Here is a 26,255-nt window from a genome sequence, read left to right as displayed (position 1 = left end):
TATAGATTAAGGAAGATTTAATGAAGATAAAAATAACGATCTGTTTTGGACTGGTTGTCCCTAGCATGGTTATGGCGGCCGAAGACGACCGTCCAAACATTCTACTCATTGTCAGTGATGATGTTGGCTTAGGCGATCTCGCCCCATTTGGTTCTGAGATCAACACCCCTACTCTCACGGCCTTGGCTGAAGAAAGTATTCGTTTTAACAACTTCCATGCCTCACCCGTTTCATCGGTAACCCGAGCACAAATGCTCACAGGTGCTAACAGCATAGAAGTTGGTCTGGGATCGTTTGATTATTCCTTCTATCCCCCAGCAAAAGGAAAGCCAGGCTACGAAGGTTACATGACCCGCAACACTGTCACCATTGCTGAGCTTCTCAGAGACGGTGGATACAACACCTATCACTCGGGTAAATGGCACCTGGGCTCGGGTCATGGACACGGTAATCCACCTCAAGATTGGGGCTTCTCTCAAACCTTCGGTGTCTACTCTGGGGGCTCTGCGCACTGGGATAACACCGATATGTACCCTTCTACTAAAGTGGCTAACAAAGCCCTAAAAGAAGGAAAGAAACCACCGATTACTTATCAGCAATTCTATGAGAACGGAGAAAAAATCGACCGAGTGCGTGGCATTTATTCCGATGACCTCTACACAGGTAAAATGATTGAGTATATTGAAGAGGGTCGTGAATCAGGTAAACCCTTCTTTGGTTATCTCGCACTTACCACTGCTCACTTCCCGCTACAAGCTCCCTCTGCGCTGATTGAAAAGTACGTTCCCATGTACGAAAAGCTTGGCTGGGAAGGGCTCAAGAAACAACGCTTTGAATCCATGATCAAAGCAGGAATATACCCTGAAGGCACCCCATTCCCAGGAGATAATCCTCTTGCGAAGAAGTGGGATGACTTGACGGACGCAGAGAAAAAGACTCAGGCCCGCTTGATGGCAACCTTTGCCGCTATGGTCGAGTCTCATGATTTCTATATTGGTCGCTTACTTGATTACCTTCGCCAAAGTGGACAACTGGACAATACCTTGGTTGTTTACCTTCCCGATAATGGCCCTGAGGGTTCAGACGCATTCGGTCCACTGGCTAACAGCTTGTGGAAGAATTGGACCACAGATCACTTCGATATGAGTGATGAAGCGATTGGCTCTGCAAACTCTAGCCGTCAGCTTGGATTAGAGTGGGCAAACGCGACAACGGGTCCTTTGCAGTGGTGGAAGTGGTTCATAGCTGAGGGTGGCATTCGAGTGCCATTAATCATTCGCCCACCAGAGAGCAGCAGTTTTGATCAGCAAGGCACTATGTCGAGCACCACCTTGAGTGTGAAAGACTTGCCGATGACGATGCTGGATTACGCTGAGGTCAAGCACCCTGGTGATAGCTATAAAGATCGTAAAATACCTGTCCCATCAGGCGTATCTATGAAGTCCTTCTTGGAAGGTTCTTCAAAAACGGTGCGTACTGAAGATGATTGGTTTGCCTTCGAATTATTTGGCAATGGCTTTGTGATTCAAGGTGACTACAAGCTAATGAAGCTCAGAACGGGCATGTACGGCGATGGTAAATGGCATCTGTACAATATCAAGGACAACCCTGCAGAAACGGTCCCTCTTGAGGATAAATTCCCTGAAAAGTTTGAGTCTATGATGAAGACTTATCAGCAATACGCAAAAGACCACAACATTGTTGATGTAGCAGAAGATTGGAATCCGTGGGCCGCTGCGGCTAACTAATCATTGAAGATCATGACAAAGGGCTCCTCATCAATGAGGAGCCCTTTTTATTACGACTGCTGCGCAAACGCTGATTCTAGTGCGCCAATGCTGGTGGTAGAGACAACCTCGCCATCAACGCTAAAGGTGACACTATTGCCATCCTTAACCCCCTGAACCGTCGATTGAGTGCCATCTACAAAGGTCACCTCCATCTCAATTGTATTTTCATCAATTGAGCGGATCTGGCTCTCTTCGATCTGCTTTTGACTGATAGGGTCAACCGGTGCGTCATGAAGAGAAGGATCAAGGTCACCATTAATATCAATGTAGGTATCGACCTTGCTATCAAAGATGTGTGGACTGCCATCAAAAGGGTTTTTACCAGTCCAAAATTCAATGGAGTTCACCACAAAGTAGTCTGCTAGCGTGGTGAAGCCATACACTGGTGCCAATAGGAAGTTGACACCGCCACGCGCGTAACGGTTATCCACTACCTTAACATTGAATTCCATTAGTTTTTTCGTCACAAAGTTGCTGCCCACACAACCAGAAAGTGTAGGAACACTCAGCGCAACAGCGGAGATTAACAATGTCTTTTTAAAGTTTTTCATTATATCTTCTTATTTAAATAATTGGGAATTAAAACAAGTAACCGAAATGAACGCCTATGTACGAATCATCGAATTCATACATGTTATATGAGGCATTAATATCAATAGTGCCGTTACTCCAACCCAATTTATTTTCGAATTCACTGTCATAACCAGAATCAAGATAATAAGTAAAGTCACCGCGGTAATAAAAATCGCCACCGAATGGAATTAATACACCCGCTTCAAAATCAGCACTGTCATTTAGGTCACCCATAGAGTAATTAGCACCAAGGTTCCATACACCAAACGATGCATCTGCAACGTAATTAGCACCAAAGGTTAATTGGTCATAATCACCCGACACATTCCAAAGAGCATCAATCACGATGTTTTCATTGATGTTGTACTGACCTGTAATTGCTACAGCATCACTGTCAGAGCTTTTCTCTCTGCCTCGGAAATCATTCCAGGTATATTCAAGTGCCGTATATTGAACACCGATGCTCGCACTATCTCCAATACCAAAGTCCCCTCCTACCGCATAACCATCAAAGTTATCGTGAGTAAAGTAATCCGCCTCAAGCTTGGTTTGTACGTTACGGATATCTTGAGCGTGGTAGCCTGTGCGTTGAGCTTTCACTTCTGCTACTTGTTTATTTTCTTCTACTTGCTGCTCTTCTTCAGAGGCATAAGCAGACATTGAAATAAATAAAATTGAAGATAGTGAAATTAATTTAATTTTCATGGTTATTCCGAGTATTCAAAACCTTTATTAATAATTAAAGGCATATGCATGGTAAATTCCATATAGACTGATCGCACACCTTGTGCTTATATATTCCACTACCAATATGCGTAATAATGCCTACCTAATATGGGTATTAATTATTTACGTATGGGTAGCGGTGAGAAACTTTATTTAACGTTATCGATGTACTTAGTTAATATCGACTATTGCGCCTTTTAAGGTGCTGCCTAGACGATAATTGATCACTCGATGAGCAATGGCGCTATCGTCATAGTGCAACTGTGCAAAATCAACGATATCGTTATAGGCAATCATAACCTCGCCATCTTGCTCAAAGACCAACACCTTTTGTCCAAATGCATCTAAACCAATGCTTGAGAAGTCCGTCATTGCCTTAGCACCTGGCGCAGGTCCACCAAAGACCAACAGCGTGGCTTTAGGTAGGCTTTTGCCTAATTTTGACGCTTGTTCCTGATAATCCCAGTTCATAAACCAAACGGTATCGCCTTCATCAAGAACATCGTGTTCAATTCGTTCAATAGTGGTATCGAAGTCAAAGTCTGATACCACCTTCTGGATGCCATAGTCTCTAGTTAACTGTTCAGTGGGGGCGGCTTTGGCTTGCTCATTGCCTTCAATTAAGGACTGTACTTGCTGATCATATTGATTCAGTGTCACCGAGTTATTCAACCCATGACGCTTCGCTAAGAAATCGGCATCCGTATACATGGTTTTAATCTTGCTATCTTCAGAGTAACTCAACACCCTTAATGGCAAGTCTAAGCCCGCAACAATATTCTCTTGCAGCAGTTCCGTGTTCAGTTCGTTGTCGACAAAAAACTCAACTCTGCTTGCATCTAGATGTTCTCCGTCTTTTGCCGCCAATCTGGCATGATCTATGGTCATTACATGATCCAAGCTTTGTTGATTTGCATTGCCTTGTACCTTACTCGCGATGGCATCAACTTTATTAAGGTTCGCTGTATGAGCCTCATTATCTACAGAAGTACTGCAACCGAATAAAGGGAACGCCAGTAAGGCAATCATAGGAAGTTTTTTCATATTCAATGTCTCTTTAAATCTAAAATAAATGGATATTTCAATTGATATAAAGAAGTCCCTTTCTATCTAGCGTCAGTTGATTTGATGGCGCTCAATAAACTCTTCGAAGATGGAGTCTGCGGCTATATATCGACCCTGGTTAAAGTGCACTAGGTAACCATGTAACGCTCGCTCATGCTCAACCATAAAACGCATCTCTTCTTCATATTTAGCTGGACTCAAGCTCGCAATGTCTTCAAGCTGATCAACGAAGCGGCTCGCACTGCCTTCGAGATAGCGAAAGCCAATGGAAGGCATTACCTTCAGAGAAACAGTGACTGTGTTAGCAAACAATTTATCGGTACAACTGATATGAGTGCTGACGCCAAAATCTCGCCTTACCGGCTCCATTACCACAGTGTTGTGTGCCTCAATTCGATTCAACAGTGCGATACTCTTGCTTTTCATCCCACCAGCAGGATTTTCTTCTAGTTCTTCAAAGACCTGACGACTTAGTTTTCGGAACATAAGCTCATACTTAAGCCCCTTGGTAAATTCTTTGGTTGTTTCACTATTTAGTTCATACATGGCTAATTCCTCACTACTGACCTTAATTGGCAGGATAATCACAAAGCATATTGCTAAGGATTTAACCCCAGATTTAAACCTGTTTAAGAAAGTCATCTACTGGGTTCTCTCCCAACCAAATATTGAGCAATGCATCCTTCTGACCACCAGCATCAGCAAATGCGTAAACCACAACACCATTATGCTGTACTTGTATTTGATGCCCTTTTTCAATGACGGTGACAGTATCGCCAGCATTCAGACTAAGAGTTAAACCCTCAATTAGGCCGTTGATAATCGGGTCATTCATAGTGATAGCGGGGTTTGCCCCTTCCAGCGCATCAATAAAGGCAGTTGATACTTTTTGCTTGGTTAGTTGTTCTGGTAAAAAGGTCATGACCAAAACATTATTACCATGGGTATCTTGCTTGTGGTCTAGTGTGTAGTAATCCACAAACCAAGTCGTACGGGTACCTGTTTGCACTGTTTGATAATCTGTAGAACTCCAAGCAGCAAGTTCACTGTCACTGGAAAAACCGACGTCTTTGTTTGCTACTGCTGAAGTCGTCACCATGGCAAGACAAAGAGTTAGAATACATTTCGCTTTCATTATATACCGACCGGTCTGTTTTGTTTCGTATTAAAATAAAGGGCGATGTTCGCCCGTTAAGATCATTAGGTTTGGCTGTTTATCACGCCATTGATTTTTGACGTTAACCCTAAAGCAAAGACAGCATTTCTGACGAACTCACTCGAGTAATCTCCTCACTAGGTCTCTTATGCACAATTGCATTGATTGCCTTAGCAACATCAATGGCTTGAATAGGAGCATAGTTTTTCAACTTACCTATCATCAAGGGCGAAATGAATTGCATTACACCTTGTAAGACTTTTTCATCCAGTCGCTTCTCTTCGCGATCCCCTGCCAATGGGCCAGGTTGAATGAAGGTCGTTTGATTAAATTCTAGAGCCTCTATCTGACTTTCCATCTCACCCTTACACTTGAGGTAGTGAGACATTGCATTCACACTTGCACCTAAACAAGAGACGACAATTAACTGCTTCACGCCCATAGACTTCATCTTAGTCGCTGTCTCTGCCACCAAATCCACATCGATAGCCTTTAGCTTCTCTTTAGTGCCCGCTTTCTTCAATGTGGTACCCAAAGCGATGATACCCACAGACGGTTGTTGATTGATTTGATGACTCGACGGAATAGACAAGTCTGCGGTAATCCATTGTTGTAATTTCGAATGTTCCATTTCTATCTTTCGGCGAGAAAGACTCACTACCCGTTCGACTGTTTGGTCTTCTAATACAGTTTTAAGTGTTTCTCTGCCTACTAAGCCAGTAGCGCCAGCAATTACGATAGAAGTGTTCAATGTCATAAGCTCTCATACAGTTGAAGCGAACTGTTCGCTCGCTTGGATTTATGGGACAGGGTTAATATAACCCAAACAGACCAACCGGTCTAGTTATTTATCGCATTTTTATAAAAACAGACTGGACGGTCGGTATAATATCCCTTTACAATACAGCAGAAATTAAAATCGAGGTGATACAATGAAAGATTTAAGACAAAAGCTGCTAGATGTTGGCTTCGATCTGATCAGCGAGCAAGGCTTTGCTGGTATTGGCCTGACCAAGATCCTAAATGAAGCAAATGCAACCAAGGGATCCTTTTACCATCACTTCAAATCCAAAGAAGACTTCGGTACTACATTACTTACCGATTATTTTGAGGATCACCTTGAGACTCTAGAAAGCTTCCTACTGGACACAGATAAATCGCCTCAAGGGCGTATTAAGGCTTATTTCGATTATTGGTGCACAGAAAAGCTGACCGATGAATACCAGATAAAATGCTTGGTCGTTAAATTATCCGGTGAGATCTCTGGTACATCAAATCAAATGCAAAAGGCTTTAAATGAGGGTGCTGAAAAGGTCATTCTTAGAATGAGCCACTTCTTTGAGCACGGCATCAAGGAGGGGGACTTCAATATAGACAATGGCTATGAAACCGCTCGAACCATCTATGGGTTGTGGCTGGGCAGTACGCTTCTTGCTGCAATGCAAAAAGACCGTAGCCTGCTTGAAAGCGCCATGAAAGAAACCATCAAGCTCACTCAATAAACAAATACGGCTCACTTATTAAGTGAGCCGTTTTTTATTCCATTCTGTTTAAAATATTTTGGGGAATCACGCTATCCACCGGTATGTATTGCCCTACATCCAAGAGTAAAAAACAAAAGTAAGCTGACCCACTCCAAAACAGTATTGATACGCTCAGTAAACCGAAGGTTTTGATACCTCTTTGATTCAATCGTTTTGAGACAAAGGTATAGCTCGGGATCCCCACTAAAACCGGTGCTAATATGGCCATGGATATCTGTCCATAACGATTCCAACGAATCATAAATCGCTTAAGTTTGGGTCTAAATACAACGCGTCGATTTCTATTAAAAAGCGACGATGTCATTGGGCCAAGACTCCAACCAGCATAACCTGCAAGTAAGGCCGGGAGCATGTTGAACATCAGCATTTCTGGATAGGAATAAGACATGACGCCTGCAATTGCTGGCCCCGAATAGGTCTTCCACAGGCTTAACAACGCCATAGTCAGTGCAACAACAAAATAGGTTTCTACGATATTCGACATTAACGTTCTCCAAGTTGAATATTATTACGAACAAGGATGCGGGTAAGGATCGGATCTATGTGTGAAAAAAAACGCAACCAGCCTGAACATAAATAATTGAGACCATCTTCCCCGTCTACAGACTGGATTATGCGGTTTTTTGGGCACTCTCCATGGCATGCAAACTTGTAGTCGCATTCTAGGCATTGATTTGGCAAAGATTTCTGTTTAGCAAACCCGAAGGTTTGCTGGCGCTGAGAGAAAGCTAATTGCTTTAGGCTTTGTTGATTAAAATTGCCTAGTTTGAATTCCTCATACACGTAATGATCACATGAATAAACATCACCATTGGGCTCAACAGCAAGGCCTTTACCGCAAATTTCACTCAGCGTGCACATAGTGCTTTGTTGACCTGACCACACCGCAAAAAAGTTATCAAAGTAAGGGATAAATACTTTTCCAAAGTCATTGGCTAGCCATTCATCAAAAATAGCCATCAGAAATTGCCCCCATTGCTCCGCTTTTACACTCCAGTCTGAAACAAGATTCGTGCTGACTGGGATGATCGACATGTCGCCATAGGTATGCCACTTTCCATTGATAGGGGCATCTATCTTGTCAACAACAGGGATAAACTGCATCTGAGAAGGTGCAATGACATCACGTAAAAACCGATAAACCTCTAGGGGATGCTCAACGCTCACATCATTTACGCAGCTTAAGGTAGCAAAAGTAACCTGATGTTTCTTCAGTAGTTCAATGCCCTTCATGGTTTGCTTAAACGTGCCTCTGCCGGCCTTATTCGTGCGATAACGATTGTGAACCGCCTCTGGCCCATCAATGCTGACGCCAACCACAAAGTCATGCTGCTTGAAGAAGCGACACCACTCATCATCTAATAAGGTGGCGTTAGTTTGAATGTCATTGGTAATCGAACTGTACTCTGGACAGTATTTTTTTTGCAATAACACGACTTGCTTGAAGTAATCGACACCAAGTAGAGTCGGTTCCCCGCCATGCCAGGAAAAGATGATCTCGGGGGTGTTCTGTGCCTCAATGTATTGGCGAACATAGGTTTCTAATTGTTCATCTGACATGACCTTAGATTCCGACGTTGAGTAATTTAGAAGCTCCTTCTTGTCCAGGTAGTAACAATAGGTGCAATCGATATTACACACAGCACCAATCGGTTTAGCTAAGGCTTGCATTTTGGTGTGCGCTTTACCATTAAACTGCGGGGCATTTATACCAGTCATATTCTTCTCCAGTGGTGGAGATTCCTTCCCAATCGAATCCATATCTCTATTTGACATACACAATACAATAAACCGACTGGTTGGTCTAGATCTATAAACAACAAAAAGCCCTCAAGTCATTCAACAAGAGGGCTTTTTGATTTATTAATGTGACATTGTATGGCCAGCGGCTCCTAGCCACGGATTCCAATCTTCTTTCACGTCAACAATGCCATGTTCTTCGGCGTATTGCTCATACAGTGCCATCATGGATTTAAAGGTTTCTGGGTGCTGTTCTTCTAGAGGAACAGACTCCGCAGGGTCTTGTTTGATGTTGTACAGGTGCCATTCGCCATCACCGTACATACCTGTTCTTAATTTCATCAACTTGTAATCTCCTTGAATCAAAAAGCCATTACCGAACAACTCAAAGGCAAACCAATCATCATCACTGCGAACCGTATCTGCCTGTCCTGACAAGAACGGGAGCATCGACTGACCCGAAGGTGCTGCAACCTTTCGATTTTTGTAGGTTTCACCAGGATGAGAGATTCCAGCGTAATCTAGAATGGTCATCGGCAAATCTTTAACACTGAGCGTGGTATTAGACATTACGCCCTGTTGCTCAAATCCAGTATCGCTTGGTGGCGTCACAATCAGAGGAACTCTCACCCCACCCTCAGAGACAAACCACTTCCACCACTGTAATGGCCCCGTGGTGGCATTTGCCCACTCGATGCCTAACTGACGACTTGAGCGAGAAGTACCAATGGCTTCATCAGACATATCAAAGTGATCTTCTGTCCAATTAGTCCACAGTTCATTTGCCAATGGTCCCATCGCATCAGAACCCTCAGGACCATTGTCCGGCATATAAATCACTAGCGTATTATCTAACTCGCCGGTTTCTCTGAGGTAATCTAGCAGGCGACCAATATAGAAATCTTGCGCCTCAATCATTGCCGCATAGGTAGCCATTAGCCTTGCCTGAGTTTTCTTCTCTGTATCAGAGAGGTCATCCCATTTTTTTGTAATCGGATTATCCGCTGGATAAGGCGTATTCTTGTTGTAAACCCCAGCCTCAATCATTTGTTCATAGCGCTGCCTCTTTAGGCCTTCATACCCCAACTCCTCATACATTTGGGTGTATTTATCGATAAGGGCTGAAGGAGCCTGCAATGGGAAGTGCGCTGTGGTGAGAGCAAGATAACCAAAGAAGGGTTTTCCAGATTCCTTACCGCCCTCAATGTACTCAATCATCTTTCCTGTATACAGATCATCAGAATAGATACCTTTCACACGCTCAACTTGTTGGCCATTCTCAAAGAACTTCTGTTGAGTCACCGGTGGTTGCTTGCCCTCAGCGATCGCTTTTTCTGCCACCTTTACCGATGGGTACATGTCAGTATCATCCCAGTGCGCCGAACCACCTGAGTAGACACCAAAGGTTTGAGAGAATCCCCAATCTTGTGGTGGATGACCGTGCCCGCCACCTGAACCTAAGTGCCATTTACCCGAATGATAGGTGTTATAGCCGCTGTCTCGAAGCAGTTCAGTGATGGTAACAGCATCACGAGTCAAATATCCCTCATAGCCCTTCTTCCCCTTAGATGGGGGGTAGATAGAATAGTCAAATGATCCCAAGCCAACCTCAATGCTATTGGCACCAGTGAACAACTGCCCACGAGTTACCGAGGATACAGGAGAGGCGTGGAAGTTATTAAACCGAATACCCTCTTCAGCCAGAGCGTTGAGCGTCGGTGTATTAATTTCTGAACCAAATGGTTGCAAATCACCCATGCCAATATCATCACCAACAATCAAAAGAATGTTCGGTTGGCTCTTCTCTGTGGTCGCATCGGCTGAAGCCGCACCAATAGCAGGATACGCAATAAAAGGAGCAACAAGCCCTAGGCTTATAACAATCTTGCTTTTCATTATGCTTCTCCTAAACGTTGATTTTGCGCATCCGCTTCGGAATAGTTCGCCTTGATCAATCCATAAGCCGTGGCACCAATCACTAACTCAATTGCCGTGTATCCCAACAAAATCATATTTGGCATGCCATCTAGATTAATGCTTATCACTCGAGCTAGAGCGAGGCCACCCATAAACACCACCACACTGTAAAGCGCGGATAGTGTGAGCTGTGGTTTAAAGGCCGCTAGTAACCAATAGATACCCATAGCAGTATATAGGCCCATGATGGCACGAAGAATATTGGTGATCTCTATGCTGTTGGTCTCGATACCAAAGAACAGTTGAGGGAACAAGCCGTAAGACATAGCGACAGGAAAGATGCCTAGCGCTGCGGTTAATAGAAATAGATTTTGCGTTTTCATGTAAAAACCTTCAGTACAATGATGCAGGCCTCATCTGTTGAACACAGACGAAGAAAGCGAGGTAATTAAGTAAAAAAAGCGTCAATCCTTTGACCAGGTCTTCCCTAATTACTGGACATGGAAATTGATTAAATCACCGCTTCAATGATGTTATCGATGTGGTGGTCAGTGATTGGATAGAACTGAAAACAGATGTCTTTCTTAATCGCATCGACGATCTGTACTTTCTTCTCAGCATTAATTTCCCAACGCTTAAAATCAGTCATCGCACCAATCTCACGTTGGAATAATTGCAACTTATCGACGACTCGTGCGTAGATCATCTCCTGAGTACCAGACGAATCTACTGACATGGCTTGCGCCAGTTTGTCTGATTGTGGCAAATAGAACTCAGGTAGTGCCTCAATCACAATCGGCAATAACACTGTATTCGCATCACCATGTGGAATATGGCTGATGGCACCAAAGGCGTGAGCACAGTTATGAATCGGAATACCGCCTAGCGAAGAGTAGAAAGCAGAGATTGCCATCGTACTTGCTTGAAGTAATTTAGCGCGAGCTTCCACATTGGCAGGCTCATTGATCACAATCGGTAGATTCGCCATGATGAGCTTGGTTGCTTGCATCGCGTAAGCGTCAGTAAACGGGTTGCTCATTGGCGAAACCAAGGCTTCTACAGCATGAGTCAATGCATCCATACCGGTTGAGCGAGTCAAACTTGCTGGCAATTTGGTAGTCAGTGCCGGATCTAACACCGCAATATCAGATTCAAGACCCGATACAACCAGACTCGCCTTGATGTTTTCTTTTTCGTTGAAGAACACAGCAATAGGCGATGCTTCAGCACCAGTACCCGCAGTTGTTGGAACCGCGATATGAGGGATCTGGATATCTTGGTTATTTGGCCACACTTCCATATGACCACCGCCTGCAATCACTTCTCGAATATCGTCGATGCCTTTATGCATCGCATATTTAACGCCTTTAGAGGCATCAATCACACTACCACCACCAATTGATAGGATACCGTCAGCTCCCACCATACGAGTGAACGCGATAGCTGCGTTGATGTTGTCACAAGATGCATCGGCTTCGATATCAGTATAAACACCTGCGATTTGTACTTGGTTTTGAGCTGCAAACACCTCACCAAATTTTTCAACAAAACCCAACGACTCTAATCCTTTATCCGTAAATAACACCACTTTCTTCGCGCCAATGCGTTCAAACAAAGCAGGGATATCTTGAATTCCATTTTCATGAGCATGAATGATAGTTTTTAGATTAAAGCTAAAGTTTGTTGTTGCCATGGTTGTTACCTCTTGTTTGGTTGCAGTAACAATATCACCGACAGACCAGTCGGTCTAGTATTAATTTGTTATTTCCTAGTACATGTGACTCGCCAGAGACATGTTACTGCTTTAATTTTTAACTAATTGATTGAATTTAATGTAAATAAATTAACGCAGATGCGCGGGTTCACGGCTTTTGTCGCGAGTAATAAAATAGTAAAGGTAGAGCAGTGAATACAATGTAACGAAGCCATCGAGTGCAAGTACCCCACTCCATCCCCAAAACCATGTGTACTCGTTCACACACACATTGTAGATAAATAACCCGACAAACATCGCCTTCTCAAAACCACTATAAATCATGGTTGAGGTACGAAGCGGTTTCACATACGCCGACGCCATTAACAGCACACCGATACAGCCAACCATCACGCCCCAATGTTGGTAGGTAGCTTGTAAATATTCCTTGTTCTGCATCATTTGCTCGTCGTAGGAGAACAGGTTCACCATACTCCACTCAGGAGCGACAAAGGTTGCAAAGGCACTGGCGGTCAGCAGACCGGTTATCAACAAATAGCCACGAATGGTTTTTTCAAAAAATCGTTCTAACATAATTTACTCTCAGATTCCGATGGGGCGACTATTTTCCTAGCATCGCCAATACAGCTGATTTGAATTCGTTATCTTCCGCTGAGAACAAATGTTTAACTTGGTGCTCTTGACCACTGGTCATTACCGTCTTGGCATGAGAGAAGGTAATAAAGCCCTCTTTACCGTGATAATTGCCCATACCCGACTCACCAACACCGCCAAATGGCGTATCGTCTACGGCTAAATGGTACACACAGTCATTAATACACATGCCACCAGAATGAACGGTATTCTTGATTCGATGTTGAAGCGCCTCATCAAATGACATGAGATACAACGCCAATGGGCGCGGCTTACTATTGATAAGTTCAATCGCCACCTCGATATCCTGATAACCGATCACGGGTAATAAGGGACCAAATATCTCTTCATTCATGATGTTAGATTCAAGCTTTGGTTCCACTACAAGGTGAGTCACTAGGCGATGCTTAGTCTCGTCAATACTCAAATCATGACAAGGTTCAACCCGAGTACCTGATGTAATTTCAGTGTTGAGAAGCCCAATAATGCGCTGATATTGACGCTCGTTCGCCACTGAAGTCAGATTTTCAGACTCAACACCTTCTAAAAATAAAGCCTGATACTGGCGCTTATATTCATTAACAAAGGCTTCTTTTTTCTTTTCTGGCACCAAAACATAATCTGGTGACACACATACCTGACCATTGTTTAGGCTCTTACCATAAATAATGCGCTCAACTGCAAGCTCCATTGATACATCATCAGCCACAATGACCGGAGATTTACCGCCGAGTTCAAGTGTCACTGGGGTTAGATTTTGAGCTGCTGCCTTCATGACCAAACGACCTACAGCCGTTGAACCCGTAAACAGCATGTGATCAAATGCCAGGCCACTAAACTGAGCAGAAAGTCCAGACTCACCCTCAACAACGGCGACCTCATTTTCGCTGAATACCTCACTCAACATCTCACTCATAACAGCGTTTGTTGCTGGAGTGAATTCACTCATTTTTATCATTGCTCGGTTTCCGGCAGTGATTGCAGAGATCAGTGGACCAATAGATAGCATTACAGGGAAGTTCCATGGTGTAACAATCCCAACTAGGCCTTTTGGTTGATATACAACCTCAACATTAGAAAGTGACAACAAAGCACCAGAACTTCGCACAGAAGGAGCCATCCACTCAGCCATATGCTCAATGCTGTAGTCGATGTTGGCGATACACGGCAACACGTCCGCAATCAAGGTATCTTGTACGCTACGCTGACCATAATCTTGATTCATCGAAGCGCAAAATCGATCACTGTAATCAATCAATTTCTTTCTTAAACGAGATAACTTTTCTATACGAGAATCCATTGATGGCATTGGTTCTAAGCTGTATGCCTTCTTCATCTGAGCATGACGCAACTGCATCATTTCTAAAGTTGTAATGCTATTCACTAATTTCACCTCTTTGTTTAGGATGTACACAGATTACACAAAACAAACCGGTCGGTCTAGTGTTATTTCAAAGAATATTCATTCCTTAATTATGGAGATCCATATTCAGTTGCTGTTATCAAATAGCTGTAGTGTGTAAAACGCCCCCCACTTAACTAAAACCCCTTCATCGAAGATGAATTAAAAAAGGCCTGAAAATCAGGCCTTTATTGGGGGTAGCTAATGTTATTTCTGTGGAAGCCTAGTTGTTTAACCCAGGGATCGAGTCTGGTTCTTCATCAGACATTCACCTTGACCACGTCATGAGAAAAGCTAGGCATCAATCAGCACTAGTGAGTCTAATATACCCTGGCCACTATGAATGCCACCCTCATTCTCGCTTGCTGGCTTGCTGGCTTGCTGGCTTGCTACGAATTAGGTAACCCGCATAGCCATTTTGTTCTGTTACCGGTTCACCTTGAAAGTGTGCAGTAAATAAACCAATCTCGCTGACAAGGTCCGTTGCCAGTGTTGTGAGACACTGTTTTTGGCCTTCTGATTAAGGTCTGCCGCATAGCTATGCTTTCAGGTTTATGGAATTACTTTAACTAGGTCAAATACCAAACCGTATTCTGTCATTATTAATTGATGCAGCAAGCTTTGGGGCATTTCTGAGGTAGAACGAACCACGGGTAAAAATTCAACTTGTGAAGGTTTTGGACAATTCCGAGTTGCGTTTTTGCTAATTTAGTAAAACATTCCTTAGTTGGACTATGGTAAGTCTTTCTGGGACTGATCAGTATCATTGTCCCGCGCAATTTAGCCGTCAGTATAAAGGCTCTTAGGTATGACTCCGTCGGCCACTTTATCGGTTATCTAAATGTATAGAGTAAAGGGCTATTTCCATATAGCCCTTTGAGGTTCACTTTTCACCAAGATTTGAACCTACCTCTTTCAAGAGTTTTCTCAGTGCAAAGACAAAGCTTTCAGGGCTGTCTTCTTGCGTAAAATGGTTGGCATTTGGCAATAACAACAAATCCGCATTCGGAAAGTGCGAACGCCACCTTGCTATACTCTCATCGTTGGCCGTTAATTCATCTTTCAACCCGAAAATAAAATGAACCGGCTTACCCGCTAACGTATCTAGGCGATCCTCAATCTTTTGCACCCACTCTTCACCCTCGGTGATCTGTTGAGGAAATACAATCGTTCCTCTACGTGATTCCGGTGTAGGGAAAGCATGTGCATAAGCATCAGTGATCGCTTTATTACCTGCCGATTTTTCGTTAAGCCCTTGAGTCATCAGTGGACCGGCAAAGAAGTTAAGATCAATAACCTTACGCTCCATTTCAGGTGTACGCATGAGCATAGAGAATTCTTTAAGCGGGCCTTCAGGTTTCCAAGCCCATGTATTACTAATAACAAGACCATAAATGCTATCAGGATGATTGGTCGCGACATGCAAACCAGTTGGACCACCCCAGTCTTGAACCACTAAGATAAACTTATCAAGTTTAAGGTGATCAAAGATAAGTGATTCAATCCACTCAGAGTGTTCCTGGGGTGTAAATTTGAAATTCTCTGGTGTATCTGAAAAGCCAAAGCCAGGTAGATCGTAGGCAATCACGCGTGCATGCTTAGACATTGCTTTAATGATATTTCGATTAAGGAAAGACCAATCTGGATTACCATGGGTTAATACAATCGGAATACCTTCGCCTTCATCGACATAGTGCATAGAAACACCATTGCGATCATACCAGTGGCTCTTAAATGGGTACTCTTCTTTATCAACAATAAAAGGTCTTTGTTTCAAATTAGTAGGGTCAGCATTGGCAATCACAGGATCGGGCTGTAAATCATAAAACACTTGCTCGGTTGTATTCGCTAAAACACCACCAGAAAAGAACGTAGCAGCGATAAGAGGTAAACTTAATATCTTGAACATCATTGACTCCGTACCCCCTATTTTAACAATTAAATGAGAGGGTAAGTATCTGAATATGAACGCTTCATATCAAACGTAGTCAGTAAACTTTCTGTTGACCGTATGATTGAAACGAGATCGTAAAAACAAATACGAAAATATATGGCGCGTTTATCGGCAACTACTTTTCTAAGCCAAATGCAACCAGTGCATTTTGCGCAACCTCAATGCCATACTCTTGAACGAAATGACCGGCATCGGCAATCTTCACCGGCTCTGGACAGCCTTTAATAAAGGTGCGTAGGTACTCCATTGGTCCCTCACCTAACGCGGTATCTTTCATACCAATTGCCATATAACTTTGACCATCCCATTGGTTTGACCAAAATTCACGGGCACGAATGCCATGCTCAACACCGTCCATTGTAGGCTCAACAGGGACTATTGTAGGAAAACGCCTTGCCCCTGCTTTATAGCTGTAGTCAGGAAATGGCGCATCATAGGCAAGTACATCAAGCAGGTTTACTTCTGGGCCCGCATCACACGCAAAGATCCCACCGACAGGAATGTCCGGTGCATTGGCACAGAAATCACGCCACTGATAAAACCCTTCAGGCGCTGTTTCTCCTACTGATATTGCAGTATTCATGACGATCAGGTTCTTGAATCTATCTTGCATTTCCATCGGAATGGTCAACCCCAAAATTCCGCCCCAGTCTTGACATACCAGCGTGATATTTTTCAGATCAAGACGTTCGATAAAGCGAAGTAAACTATCGCGGTGGAAATCAAAGGTGTAGACCGATTCATCTACAGGTTTATCTGAACGGCCAAAACCAAATAGATCGGGGGCTACAACACGATGACCTGCCTCGGTAAATACCGGGATCATCTTGCGATATAGGTAGCTCCATGACGGCATACCGTGGAGACATAGAAAGGTATTTTCAGCCGTCACATCACCTTCATCAATGTAAGCCATACGAAGAGAATCAAACCCTTCTAAATCATCTATATAATTTGGTTGATATGGAAACGCAGGCAAAATAGAAAAGCGTTCATCTGGTGTTCTTAATGCGTTAATAGTCATAATTTTCTCTCTCGTAATTAGGGATTGAATGGGTAGAACAGACAATCATATTGCGGCATTTTTATTCGGTGAGCCTCCTAACAGTAATCTCTTAAAAGACAAGCCAGATACCCTTACGCTTCCAATGAAATAGATAGCCGCAGTAACTAAATCCATTGCACCAATAACAACAAAAATAAGGGGAGATAATCCTAATGACCAAGCATAGGCAACGACAAGAAACCCAACACAACGTACTAAGCCGTTCCACACAACAATTGATGAACGCGTTTTCAAATCGGCCGTGGACCAAAGTAAGGCAACACCAGAAAAGATCAGAAATGCTCCCAATACAACCCCTATAACCAGCGTGTCGGAGCTTGGTATTACAAGCTCAGGGAGCATGAGCCCAAGCGCTATTGGAAAATTGAACCAAGCAGTCAACTTTATGAACATCTTAAACATCGTTTACTCCGAACCTGTACTTTATTGTCATTCTCATTTTCAATGCGTCTTACGCACTGACCGATAGGATATTGCTTCGAGTTAAAATTCTTGAACGGTAGGGCGTAATACGATCTCGTTAACATCGACATCAGCAGGTTGTTCAATCACATAAGCAACAGCATTAGCAATAGACGTCGCTGAAATGGCATCTTTATACACCTCGTTCACAAATTGAGAGGTTGCGGCATCTGAGCTACCAAGCTTGAGTTCAGATTCGATAAGTCCTGGAGAGATAATGGTTGTGCGAATATTACGCCCCACTTCCATACGTAGTCCTTCACTGATTGCACGAACCGCAAATTTGGTGCCGGCATATACACTACTCGCTGGCGAAACTTTATGCCCCGCGACAGACGAAATATTAATGAAATGGCCCGTATCTTGTTGCTCAAACACTGGAAGCGCGGCAGCAATACCATTGAGCACACCTTTAATATTCACATCAATGGTGTCGTTCCACTCTTGCACTTTCAGTGCACTTAAAGGGGAAAGCGGCATAATGCCAGCGTTATTGATCATCACATCTGCGCGACCAAACGTAGATACCGCTAAATCCACTAATGCTTTAACACTCTCAGCCTTAGTGACATCTGTCGCCAATGCCACTGCTTGACCATTAGTGCTCTGAATATCAGCCACAATCGCGTTCAGTTTTTCAACACGGCGCGCACCTAATACTACGCTTGCACCTTGGGCGGCCAACTTTCTTGCCATTGCTTCACCCAGACCGCTGCTTGCACCTGTAATTACAACAACTTTATTTTCAATATTGGTATTCATAATCAATTCCTACGCTTGAATACTGGTGTGATGTACATTTTGTATCGATCACTACAGTTTGCGTGATGACATTCTGTAACGATCAATATAGAATGTCAATGGGTTAATTGACATTTTGTATCGATTGATACAGAATAATCGGGAAGAAAGTAATCTATTTGGGAGTAACTCACTGATGGCAGGGCGAAAAAGAACATTTGATAAAAATGTTGCATTAGATAAAGCAATGCGCCTATTTTGGAATAACGGCTATGCTGGTACGTCTATTTCGAATTTAACGTCAGAGCTTGGCATCAATTCTCCGAGTTTGTATGCAGCGTTTGGCAATAAAGACCAGTTATTTAAAGAAGTACTCGAACACTATTTAACGCAATATGCTGAGCCTCATTATCAGCATCTCACCACTGATTCTGAAGCTGATTTACAAACAAGGTTACATGCCTGTTTTCATGGGCTTATCCAACTGTTCACGGATAACGATACCCCGCTAGGCTGCTTATTGGTAAAAAGTGTGAATGAATCGGACAGTATTGGCTTTCCAGATGAGGCCACTGTCTACTTGAGAGATTGTGGATCACAGACAAAGCTGATCTTGATGACGCTATTTAACTCTGGGATTAACAACGAGGATTTGCCAAAAAATACGACGATAGAAATGCTAGTCGATTACTTATTATCTGTAAGTTATGGGTTGGCAGTACAAGCTCGTACTGGTCAAAAGATTGAGGTTTTAGCCATAGTGTTGGACTATGCGTTAGCGACCCTGCCTTATAAAAAGAATGACTTTTAACACTTAATTGGGTTTCAAGATACGGCCACATACTCAACAGGCCAAAGAATGAAAATACTCTGGCCTTTTTACTTCCATTTTCCCTACCAAGGACGGTTGTATTCGCTCGATTCATATCGCCTTAATAGATATGACTACTAATGAATTGATGTAATTTTAGGACTGGCTTTATTGTATGTATTTGCCACATTTCTGCATGGAGATTTAATCGGAATATCAATGATTGTCAAAAAACATTCGCCGACAATAAAGACATCCCCTTAAACTAATACCTTGAATACATTGTTTAAGGGGTGCATGGGAGAAAACCCTTACTTTATTCGCTATCAGGGATGATAAACCCTGGACCATTCTCAAATCTTAAGTCGTCCAACTCAAGGTATTTCCCCGTTCGTGAAACTACCCCCATTTTTTGGATCGGCGCATGGCTCTCTCGGTCGAGAACTCGCAAAGGCTCCCCTTTTCCTTCTGCCAACCATTTATCTCCCCATTGCATAAGCGCCATAAGTGTTGGTAACAACTCTTTTCCTGCTGGCGTTAACACGTATCGAGAACGTGTTGAACTGGTTGGGATTTTTTCCAAAATGTCGTTAGACACCATACTGTCTAATCTGGCAGTCAGAATATTCCTAGATATGCCAAGTCGTTGAAGCAAGCCTGAAAATGTATCAATACCGCGAAATGAGGCCAGGACAATAAGAATCGACCACTGGTCCCCAATGATATTGAGGGTCCGTGAGACTGAACAAGGGTAGTTGGCGATATTTTTTCGAGTCATAATTGTCACTCAATTCTGTAATCTTTATCGATTTTAACTTATACCACCTCTCTACCGCAACACATTTAAGTCCCTTAAGAGGACTTCAATGTCACTAATTTATTAAAGTTAGCCTAAGTGAAAAGTAGCCACTTCTCTTGTAAATAAAGCCTAAAACTTGCCAATCAACCAATTTTAATCTAATAAATCTAAATTTAAGTTGCGTTAGAGGACTTATTTGATTATCTTACATAAAACTTAAAGGCAGCTACTCGCGCTAAGTGCTTTACACATTGATGTTATGTTCGAACTATTCGAAGATAAAAGTCTCTTTAGGAGACTGATTGCTGTGAGAAGCCATACTTAGTGCTCTAAACGCCTATTTTTATTGTTTATGAACCTGAGCAACAACAATCCTTTAATTGGAGTTAACCATGACCGCTTTTTTCGTAATTAATTATGATGTTACTGACCAAGAATTGTACGCACAATATAACCCTGGCTCAGCACAGACCACCTTCTCCACTATCGCAAAACATGGCGGTGAGATTATCGTTGGCACCAATGAAGAAATTAGCGTTAGCGGTACACCTTCTCACGTTCGTGTGATCATTCAGTTCCCAACTAAAGAATCGGCTTTGGCTTGGCATAACGACCCAGAATATGCCGACGCAAAGGCGATTCGTTTGGCTGCAACCACCAATATTGAAGCCTATATCGTTGATAAACTGGTCATGCCTGAATAAGCATATAAGCTCCCCTATAAAAATCTGCCACACCAGCGTGTAGCAGTTAAATCATTCAAGAAATTATTAGAGCGATAAAACATGAAAACATATCAAGTAACCCAACCCGGCGGCCTCAATAACCTAAACATCGTTGATCAAGACATGCCACAGCCCAACTCAAGTGAAGTTCTCGTGCGTTGGCATGCTACCTCTTTAAACTTTCACGATTATCTAGTTGGTGTTGGTGGTATTCCGGTTGCCGATGGTCGCGTTCCTATGTCAGATGGTGCAGGCGAAGTTGTTTCCGTTGGTGCCGATGTGACTGAATGGCAACCGGGTGACAAGGTCATGAGCTTGTTTTTCCCTAACTGGATAAATGGCAAGCCAACGACAGAAAATACGCTAGATATTAGCGGAGACACAGCTGATGGCTTTGCTAGTGAATATTCATGTGTTAATGAAGAAGCTCTTACTCGCATGCCAAGTAATTACAGTTTCGAAGAAGCTGCAACTTTACCTTGTGCTGCGCTCACAGCATGGCGCGCACTCATGGTCGAAGGCAAATTACAAGCGGGTGATTCAGTACTCGTTCAAGGTACAGGCGGTATGTCGATTTTCGCATTACAGATAGCAAAAGCGGCAGGTGCGTATGTCTATGCGACGTCTTCATCTGAAGAGAAAATGGCACGCTTAAAAGAACTTGGTGCTGACGAAGTCTTTAACTACCGCACTGACGCAGATTGGGGTAAGACCATTGCCGAGCGTTCTGGCGGTGTTGATCATGTTTTAGACGTGGGTGCGAGCGCAACATTGAAACACTCTATTGATGCCGTTGCCACTGGTGGCCATTTGGCTTTAATCGGCGTATTGGGTGGAACAACCGCCGAGATTGATATGGTGCCGCTGATCCTACGTCATATCAAAATATCAGGGCTCGCTGTCGGTAGTAGAGAAATGCAGAATAAAATGGTCGCGGCACTTGAAGTAAATAACATTCATCCAGTGCTAGACAAAAGTTTCAAATTTAATGAACTTGGACAAGCATTCGAGTACCAATCAAGTGGCTCACATTTTGGTAAGATCACAATCAAATACGTAGATTAACGTCTGCAAAAAAGTAGTTTAGAAGACCCGTGTATGAAAATGCACGGGCTTTTTGTTTATAAATCAGAATACCAGCAAGTGTAGTGGTCTAATGATCACGGACACTAAATTAGGAGGTAAAGTCGCCACCACGAATTGGAGGTACCATCTGGCTACATTTCTACTTCTATGAAATTACTATTAGTAAGTCAAATTACGCTTAATTGAAATGAGTGAAATAGATCGTAACGCGAAAAGGGGCACAAATGAGTTTACCTGCATCCCCTATTTGTAGCTAAAAAGTGCAAGCTTTAAATCCACAGAGCACTAAAAAGGAACGCAGAGCGTTCCTTTTGGTATGAGCACCACCAAAGCGCAATGCCTTGGGCCATCAGGACCTCGCTTTTCTCTGTCAAACCACTTCTAATAGCGCTTGGAGTGGGTGTTTAACCACTGAGCCCTCAAAGCGTTTTACCTGACTTCGGCACGAGTATCCCGTAACCAAGCATCGTTCTATAGGTAAGCGCTCGAAGCTTGGCTTCCAACTTAATCCGTAGATGTCTTTTGACCATTGCAATTTATCTGCCTCATGACCAAAGGTACCTGCCATACCACAACAGCCAACCGGCACAGCCGCAAGTGAAGCGCCAAAGTGATTGAAGATTGCTCCCCACTCTTTTTCCGCGTTGGGTAGCATGGTTTTCTCGGTACAGTGCGCTAGCAAGTACCAGGGTTCTTGACTGTTACTGTCACGAGAAGGAAGCGTCTCCAACTGTGGTAGTAGCCATTCATGCACTGTATTTACGGAAAAATCAGGGTAATCTTTTTTCAGGGTTTCTCTGTATTCATCGCGATAGCAAAGCACTAACGCAGGATCTACTCCCACCATTGGCATTTTGAGCTTGGCAGCCTCAGCAAGAAATTGTGAGGTATTTTGTGCTGTATCAGTGAATTGCTTCAAGAAGCCTTTGATGTGCTGAGCTTTGCCATTGGGCTTAAACGGTAGCATTACTGGAGTAAATCCAAGCTTCACCAACAAAGATACAAAGTCATCCACTACTTGAGCATCGTAGTAGCTGGTGAACGGATCTTGTACCACAATCACATGACGCTGTTTTTGCTCATCGCTTAAGCTTGAAAGTTTGTGATGATCGTATTTTTCAACGTGTTGGCTCTTCAGACGTTGCTTCAATGTCGGAGAAGACAGCAATGGCGCATCCACATAACCGACCGTTGAAGACACTAACGACTGAACCCACCCCGCATCAAGCACTGTATTAACTAGTTTTGGTGACAGCGCCATTACCGGAAGCAAGGACTCAATATTAGCGACAAAGTAGTCCTTAAGAGGCCTTTGATAGCGAGAGTGATACAAATTGAGGAAGCGCGCCCTAAAGTTTGGCACATCTACTTTGATAGGACACTGAGTGGCACAGGCTTTACACGCTAAACAGCCTTGCATAGCCTCATACACTTCATGAGAGAAATCATAATGGTGTCGCTTATTAAAGCGGTTAGTCATTCGATCTAGCATGCTCTTTAAAGACAGTGAGCCTTTGAGTGTTTTACTTTCTAGATCGAGTATATCAACGCCTTGTTCCGATAACTGGCGCAACCATTCTCGAACGATACCTGCCCTGCCCTTTGGCGAATGACGTCTGTCTGCAAGTACCTTCATTGATGGACACATTGGTGAAGCGACATCGTAGTTAAAGCACAAACCGTTGCCATTACACTCCATCGCACCATTAAAGCTATCGCGGACGGTAACAGGGATCTGACGATCAAAATGCGCACGCTTGACGCCTTTCACTTTTACCAGTTCATCATCAGACTCTAGCGGGGTACAAATCTTGCCTGGGTTCATCTTGTTGAGTGGATCAAAGGATCCCTTTACACGGCGTAATTGCTCAAAAAGGTGCTCACCAAAGAATTCTGGGCCGTATTCTGAACGGAAGCCTTTGCCATGTTCACCCCACATCAATCCGCCATATTTGGCAACCAAGGCAACCACTTGATCGGAGATTTGATGCATTAACTCTTCTTGCTTTGGATCGCACATATCCAGTGCAGGCCTAACGTGAAGTACGCCAGCATCTACGTGACCAAACATGCCATAGCGCAGATTATGAGCATCTAACAGTGCGCGAAACTCGACAATGAAGTCCGCGAGATTTTCCGGTGGTACACAAGTATCTTCGGCAAAAGCAACCGGCTTAGCAGCGCCCTTTGTCGCCCCTAGCAAACCTACTGCTTTTTTGCGCATACCGTAGATCTTGTTGATACTGCCTAGGTCACGGCAAATTTGATAGCCAATGATGCCCGCTTCTTCACGCTCAATCATCGAATCGAGCCTTGAACAAAGCGCACTGACTTGCTCGTCTATCTCGGCAACATCATTACCTGCATACTCAACAATATTAACACCCAATAACTCTTGTCCAGGTACCTCGGTTAATAGGTCGCTCACCGTATGCCAAACAATGTCCTGCTTTGCCAAGTTAAGAACAATTGAATCAATAGTCTCAACAGACAGAGCATTGGCTTCCACCATCATGGTTGCGGAGCGCAGTGCTGAATCAAAGCTGTCGTACTTTACGTTCACCAAAACGCGAGATTTAGGAATCGGCGTCAGGTTAAGCTTTGCTCGTGTAATGAAACCTAACGAACCCTCAGATCCACACAGTACTCGTTCGGGCAGAAACTCATCGTCTTGAAGAGAGTTCTTTAAATCGTAGCCCGTTAGAAAACGGTTCAACGGCGGGAAGCGCTCTTCAATAGCCGCGCGATGCTCTCGGCAGATTCTTTGGGTTTCGTTCACGGCAGAAGCGGCAAATGTATTCTCTTCAACACTCTTCCACTGTTCGGTTTCAAGTACGGAACCATCAGCTAACACGGCGGTAAGCCCTAATACATGATCAGAGGTCTTCCCGTAGCGTAATGAACCTTGTCCTGAGGCATCGGTATTTATCATGCCACCAACAGTGGCGCGGTTGCTGGTAGAAAGTTCTGGAGAGAAGAAAAAACCGTGCGGTCTAACAAGATCGTTAAGCTTATCTTTAACCATTCCCGTTTCTACAATCACCCACCCTTCTTCTACATTGACTTCAATCAGTTGATTCAAATGCCTAGAAAGGTCTACAACGATATCTTCAGTTAAGGACTGACCGTTGGTACCCGTACCGCCACCTCGTGGAGAAAATCGGACAGTATGAAAGTCAGGCTCATTACCAAGCTGTGCTAGCAATTCAACATCTTTCTGGGTTCTAGGGTGCACGACCGCTTGTGGCAGTTGTTGATAAACGCTGTTGTCAGTAGCAACAGCTAACCTGCTTGCATACTGAGTTTCGATATCACCCTGAAAGCCTTTTTGTTGCAGCTCAGAGAGATAGCGTTCGACAATTGGATTGATAGAAGAGTCTTGGTTGAGTCTTGGTAACATATTGCTTCCTGCGATAATCACGCTCTACTCCATTGTGCTCGGCGTGATCTTTAGTAATTCGTCTGATTTTCTAACACTTTACATGATTTATTCCTGCATAAAAACCACTTGAGACTATGCTCACAAATTGGGCTTTCAGAGTCGTTAAAAAAGGAGTAAAATGTGTCCCCCTTTTGGTGGTACCGAGAAAGCATGAACAAGCAAAAAGCGTTGAAAAAAATAGCAAAGTGTCTTGAGTTGGGAAATTCAGCCAATGTTAATGAGGCGGCTAATGCTATCAAAATGGCACACAACCTTATGCTCAAATACGGTCTTGAAAAAGACGATATTGAGTTCATCAAAATGGGTAAAACCCAGTCCTCTCATCTGCTTCCTGCAAACGTAGGTAGTAATATTCTACGAATCATACGTGGGATTAATACCAGATTTGGTGTTGAAGCTGTGCTACTTAACCACAAAGGTCTAAAACGAGTAGAGTTCATCGGCGAGGCTGATCGCGCTATATTCGCTGCATTTGCATTCGACGTCGTCTATCGAGAGATGAATGAACATACGGGTAAATTCAGAAATAGCTTTGCAGGTTCTGGTACTGCTGCTTCTGAGGTGACAAAGCGCGTAAATTCATTTTTATCCGGTTGGATAGAAGGCGCTCTCGAAAAACTGCCTCTTATCGCCCCCGATGACGAGTCAGACAAAAAAATTAAAAACTACATCGATAAAGAATTCAAAAATATCGACCGTGAAACTTTTAAAAAGCAACTTCAAGAAGCAATGAAAAATCTCACTGCTGACTATGAAGTTGGGCTAAAGAAAGGTAGAACCCTATCGGTAAGTCGTCCGGTAGAAGGGGCACAAGCAAAAAAATTACTTAAATAATAGTTACAGGCAGTTAAATGTTAATAAATGAAACAAATATTTAACATTTGCGCCTTATTAGTGTAATCTTACGTA

The 26,255-nt window shown here is 43.4% G+C and carries 25 protein-coding genes and 1 pseudogene; 6 read left to right on the top strand and 20 right to left on the bottom strand.

The window, feature by feature from the left end:
* Positions 1-20: 20 nt before the first annotated feature.
* Positions 21-1,748 (top strand): arylsulfatase, encoded by a 1,728-nt coding sequence (locus D5I41_RS14435; RefSeq protein WP_119010375.1) that lies wholly within the window; start codon positions 21-23, stop codon positions 1,746-1,748.
* 50 nt (positions 1,749-1,798) lie between these two features.
* Here the strand turns inward: D5I41_RS14435 and D5I41_RS14430 are convergent, their stop codons facing one another.
* From D5I41_RS14430 to D5I41_RS14405, 6 genes are all read right to left on the bottom strand, one after another.
* Positions 1,799-2,341, bottom strand: coding sequence for a DUF3332 family protein (locus tag D5I41_RS14430; protein WP_119010374.1), 543 nt, complete (start codon positions 2,339-2,341; stop codon positions 1,799-1,801).
* A gap of 28 nt (positions 2,342-2,369) precedes the next feature.
* Complete coding sequence (locus D5I41_RS14425; RefSeq protein WP_119010373.1) at positions 2,370-3,068, bottom strand: hypothetical protein; 699 nt, start codon at positions 3,066-3,068, stop codon at positions 2,370-2,372.
* Positions 3,069-3,260: 192 nt separating this feature from the next.
* The gene (locus D5I41_RS14420; protein ID WP_119010372.1) at positions 3,261-4,133 is read right to left on the bottom strand and encodes a DUF302 domain-containing protein; all 873 of its coding nucleotides are present in this window, start codon (positions 4,131-4,133) and stop codon (positions 3,261-3,263) included.
* A 72-nt stretch (positions 4,134-4,205) separates the two neighbouring features.
* A complete protein-coding gene (locus D5I41_RS14415) occupies positions 4,206-4,700 on the bottom strand; it encodes a hypothetical protein (protein ID WP_119010371.1) in 495 nt (164 codons plus the stop codon).
* 73 nt (positions 4,701-4,773) lie between these two features.
* Positions 4,774-5,289 (bottom strand): chalcone isomerase family protein, encoded by a 516-nt coding sequence (locus tag D5I41_RS14410; RefSeq protein ID WP_119010370.1) that lies wholly within the window; start codon positions 5,287-5,289, stop codon positions 4,774-4,776.
* Positions 5,290-5,398: 109 nt separating this feature from the next.
* The gene (locus D5I41_RS14405) at positions 5,399-6,067 is read right to left on the bottom strand and encodes an NAD(P)H-binding protein (RefSeq protein ID WP_119010369.1); all 669 of its coding nucleotides are present in this window, start codon (positions 6,065-6,067) and stop codon (positions 5,399-5,401) included.
* 175 nt (positions 6,068-6,242) lie between these two features.
* Between D5I41_RS14405 and D5I41_RS14400 the strand changes: the two genes are divergently transcribed.
* Positions 6,243-6,812, top strand: coding sequence for a TetR/AcrR family transcriptional regulator (locus tag D5I41_RS14400; protein ID WP_119010368.1), 570 nt, complete (start codon positions 6,243-6,245; stop codon positions 6,810-6,812).
* 34 nt (positions 6,813-6,846) lie between these two features.
* Here D5I41_RS14400 and D5I41_RS14395 read toward each other — a convergent pair whose 3' ends face one another.
* The 12 genes and pseudogenes from D5I41_RS14395 to D5I41_RS14340 all read right to left on the bottom strand — a co-directional run bounded on the left by D5I41_RS14395 (position 6,847) and on the right by D5I41_RS14340 (position 18,504).
* Complete coding sequence (locus D5I41_RS14395; protein ID WP_119010367.1) at positions 6,847-7,338, bottom strand: hypothetical protein; 492 nt, start codon at positions 7,336-7,338, stop codon at positions 6,847-6,849.
* A complete protein-coding gene (locus D5I41_RS14390; RefSeq protein WP_119010366.1) occupies positions 7,338-8,573 on the bottom strand; it encodes an anaerobic sulfatase maturase in 1,236 nt (411 codons plus the stop codon). Before D5I41_RS14390 ends, D5I41_RS14395 begins: the two co-directional genes overlap by 1 nt.
* Positions 8,574-8,717: 144 nt before the next feature.
* Positions 8,718-10,490, bottom strand: a complete 1,773-nt coding sequence (locus tag D5I41_RS14385; RefSeq protein ID WP_119010365.1) for an arylsulfatase — start codon at positions 10,488-10,490, stop codon at positions 8,718-8,720.
* Positions 10,490-10,894: a DUF4345 domain-containing protein gene (locus D5I41_RS14380; RefSeq protein ID WP_119010364.1), complete on the bottom strand. Its 405-nt coding sequence runs from the start codon at positions 10,892-10,894 to the stop codon at positions 10,490-10,492. Before D5I41_RS14380 ends, D5I41_RS14385 begins: the two co-directional genes overlap by 1 nt.
* A 128-nt stretch (positions 10,895-11,022) precedes the next feature.
* The gene (locus tag D5I41_RS14375; RefSeq protein ID WP_119010363.1) at positions 11,023-12,204 is read right to left on the bottom strand and encodes an iron-containing alcohol dehydrogenase; all 1,182 of its coding nucleotides are present in this window, start codon (positions 12,202-12,204) and stop codon (positions 11,023-11,025) included.
* Between the two features lie 150 nt (positions 12,205-12,354).
* The gene (locus D5I41_RS14370; RefSeq protein WP_119010362.1) at positions 12,355-12,798 is read right to left on the bottom strand and encodes a hypothetical protein; all 444 of its coding nucleotides are present in this window, start codon (positions 12,796-12,798) and stop codon (positions 12,355-12,357) included.
* A 28-nt stretch (positions 12,799-12,826) separates the two neighbouring features.
* The gene (locus D5I41_RS14365) at positions 12,827-14,218 is read right to left on the bottom strand and encodes a coniferyl aldehyde dehydrogenase (RefSeq protein ID WP_119011522.1); all 1,392 of its coding nucleotides are present in this window, start codon (positions 14,216-14,218) and stop codon (positions 12,827-12,829) included.
* A 336-nt stretch (positions 14,219-14,554) separates the two neighbouring features.
* A pseudogene (locus D5I41_RS14360) lies at positions 14,555-14,753 on the bottom strand (glutathione synthase); the annotation flags it as partial.
* A gap of 390 nt (positions 14,754-15,143) precedes the next feature.
* Entirely contained in the window at positions 15,144-16,169 is a 1,026-nt protein-coding gene (locus tag D5I41_RS14355) for an alpha/beta fold hydrolase (protein ID WP_162892843.1), read from the bottom strand.
* Positions 16,170-16,329: 160 nt separating this feature from the next.
* The gene (locus D5I41_RS14350) at positions 16,330-17,238 is read right to left on the bottom strand and encodes a haloalkane dehalogenase (RefSeq protein ID WP_119010360.1); all 909 of its coding nucleotides are present in this window, start codon (positions 17,236-17,238) and stop codon (positions 16,330-16,332) included.
* Between the two features lie 45 nt (positions 17,239-17,283).
* Positions 17,284-17,682: a hypothetical protein gene (locus tag D5I41_RS14345; RefSeq protein WP_119010359.1), complete on the bottom strand. Its 399-nt coding sequence runs from the start codon at positions 17,680-17,682 to the stop codon at positions 17,284-17,286.
* A gap of 81 nt (positions 17,683-17,763) precedes the next feature.
* Positions 17,764-18,504 carry an SDR family oxidoreductase gene (locus tag D5I41_RS14340; protein WP_119010358.1) on the bottom strand — a complete coding sequence of 247 codons (741 nt, stop codon included), beginning with the start codon at positions 18,502-18,504 and terminating at the stop codon, positions 17,764-17,766.
* Between the two features lie 175 nt (positions 18,505-18,679).
* Here D5I41_RS14340 and D5I41_RS14335 point away from each other — a divergent pair, with 175 nt between their 5' ends.
* Positions 18,680-19,294 carry a TetR/AcrR family transcriptional regulator gene (locus D5I41_RS14335; RefSeq protein WP_119010357.1) on the top strand — a complete coding sequence of 205 codons (615 nt, stop codon included), beginning with the start codon at positions 18,680-18,682 and terminating at the stop codon, positions 19,292-19,294.
* A 316-nt stretch (positions 19,295-19,610) separates the two neighbouring features.
* Here D5I41_RS14335 and D5I41_RS14330 read toward each other — a convergent pair whose 3' ends face one another.
* Complete coding sequence (locus tag D5I41_RS14330; RefSeq protein ID WP_119010356.1) at positions 19,611-20,072, bottom strand: winged helix-turn-helix transcriptional regulator; 462 nt, start codon at positions 20,070-20,072, stop codon at positions 19,611-19,613.
* A gap of 413 nt (positions 20,073-20,485) precedes the next feature.
* On the opposite strand from D5I41_RS14330, the gene D5I41_RS14325 reads away from it, so the two are divergent.
* Positions 20,486-20,797, top strand: a complete 312-nt coding sequence (locus D5I41_RS14325; protein ID WP_119010355.1) for a DUF1330 domain-containing protein — start codon at positions 20,486-20,488, stop codon at positions 20,795-20,797.
* A gap of 81 nt (positions 20,798-20,878) precedes the next feature.
* On the top strand, positions 20,879-21,883 hold the full coding sequence (locus tag D5I41_RS14320; protein WP_119010354.1) for a zinc-dependent alcohol dehydrogenase family protein: 1,005 nt from the start codon (positions 20,879-20,881) through the stop codon (positions 21,881-21,883).
* A 391-nt stretch (positions 21,884-22,274) separates the two neighbouring features.
* On the opposite strand, the gene ydiJ is transcribed toward D5I41_RS14320, so the two are convergent.
* Positions 22,275-25,304 carry a D-2-hydroxyglutarate dehydrogenase YdiJ gene (gene ydiJ / locus D5I41_RS14315; protein ID WP_162892878.1) on the bottom strand — a complete coding sequence of 1,010 codons (3,030 nt, stop codon included), beginning with the start codon at positions 25,302-25,304 and terminating at the stop codon, positions 22,275-22,277.
* Between the two features lie 192 nt (positions 25,305-25,496).
* Between ydiJ and D5I41_RS14310 the strand changes: the two genes are divergently transcribed.
* On the top strand, positions 25,497-26,180 hold the full coding sequence (locus tag D5I41_RS14310; protein ID WP_119011521.1) for a DUF2786 domain-containing protein: 684 nt from the start codon (positions 25,497-25,499) through the stop codon (positions 26,178-26,180).
* The last annotated feature ends 75 nt before the right edge of the window (positions 26,181-26,255 follow it).

The sequence above is a fragment of the Vibrio superstes genome, assembly GCF_003569005.1.
GTDB lineage: Bacteria > Pseudomonadota > Gammaproteobacteria > Enterobacterales > Vibrionaceae > Vibrio > Vibrio superstes.
The sequence above is the reverse complement of the archived record's forward strand: the minus strand, read 5'-3'. Positions and strand labels throughout refer to the sequence as shown.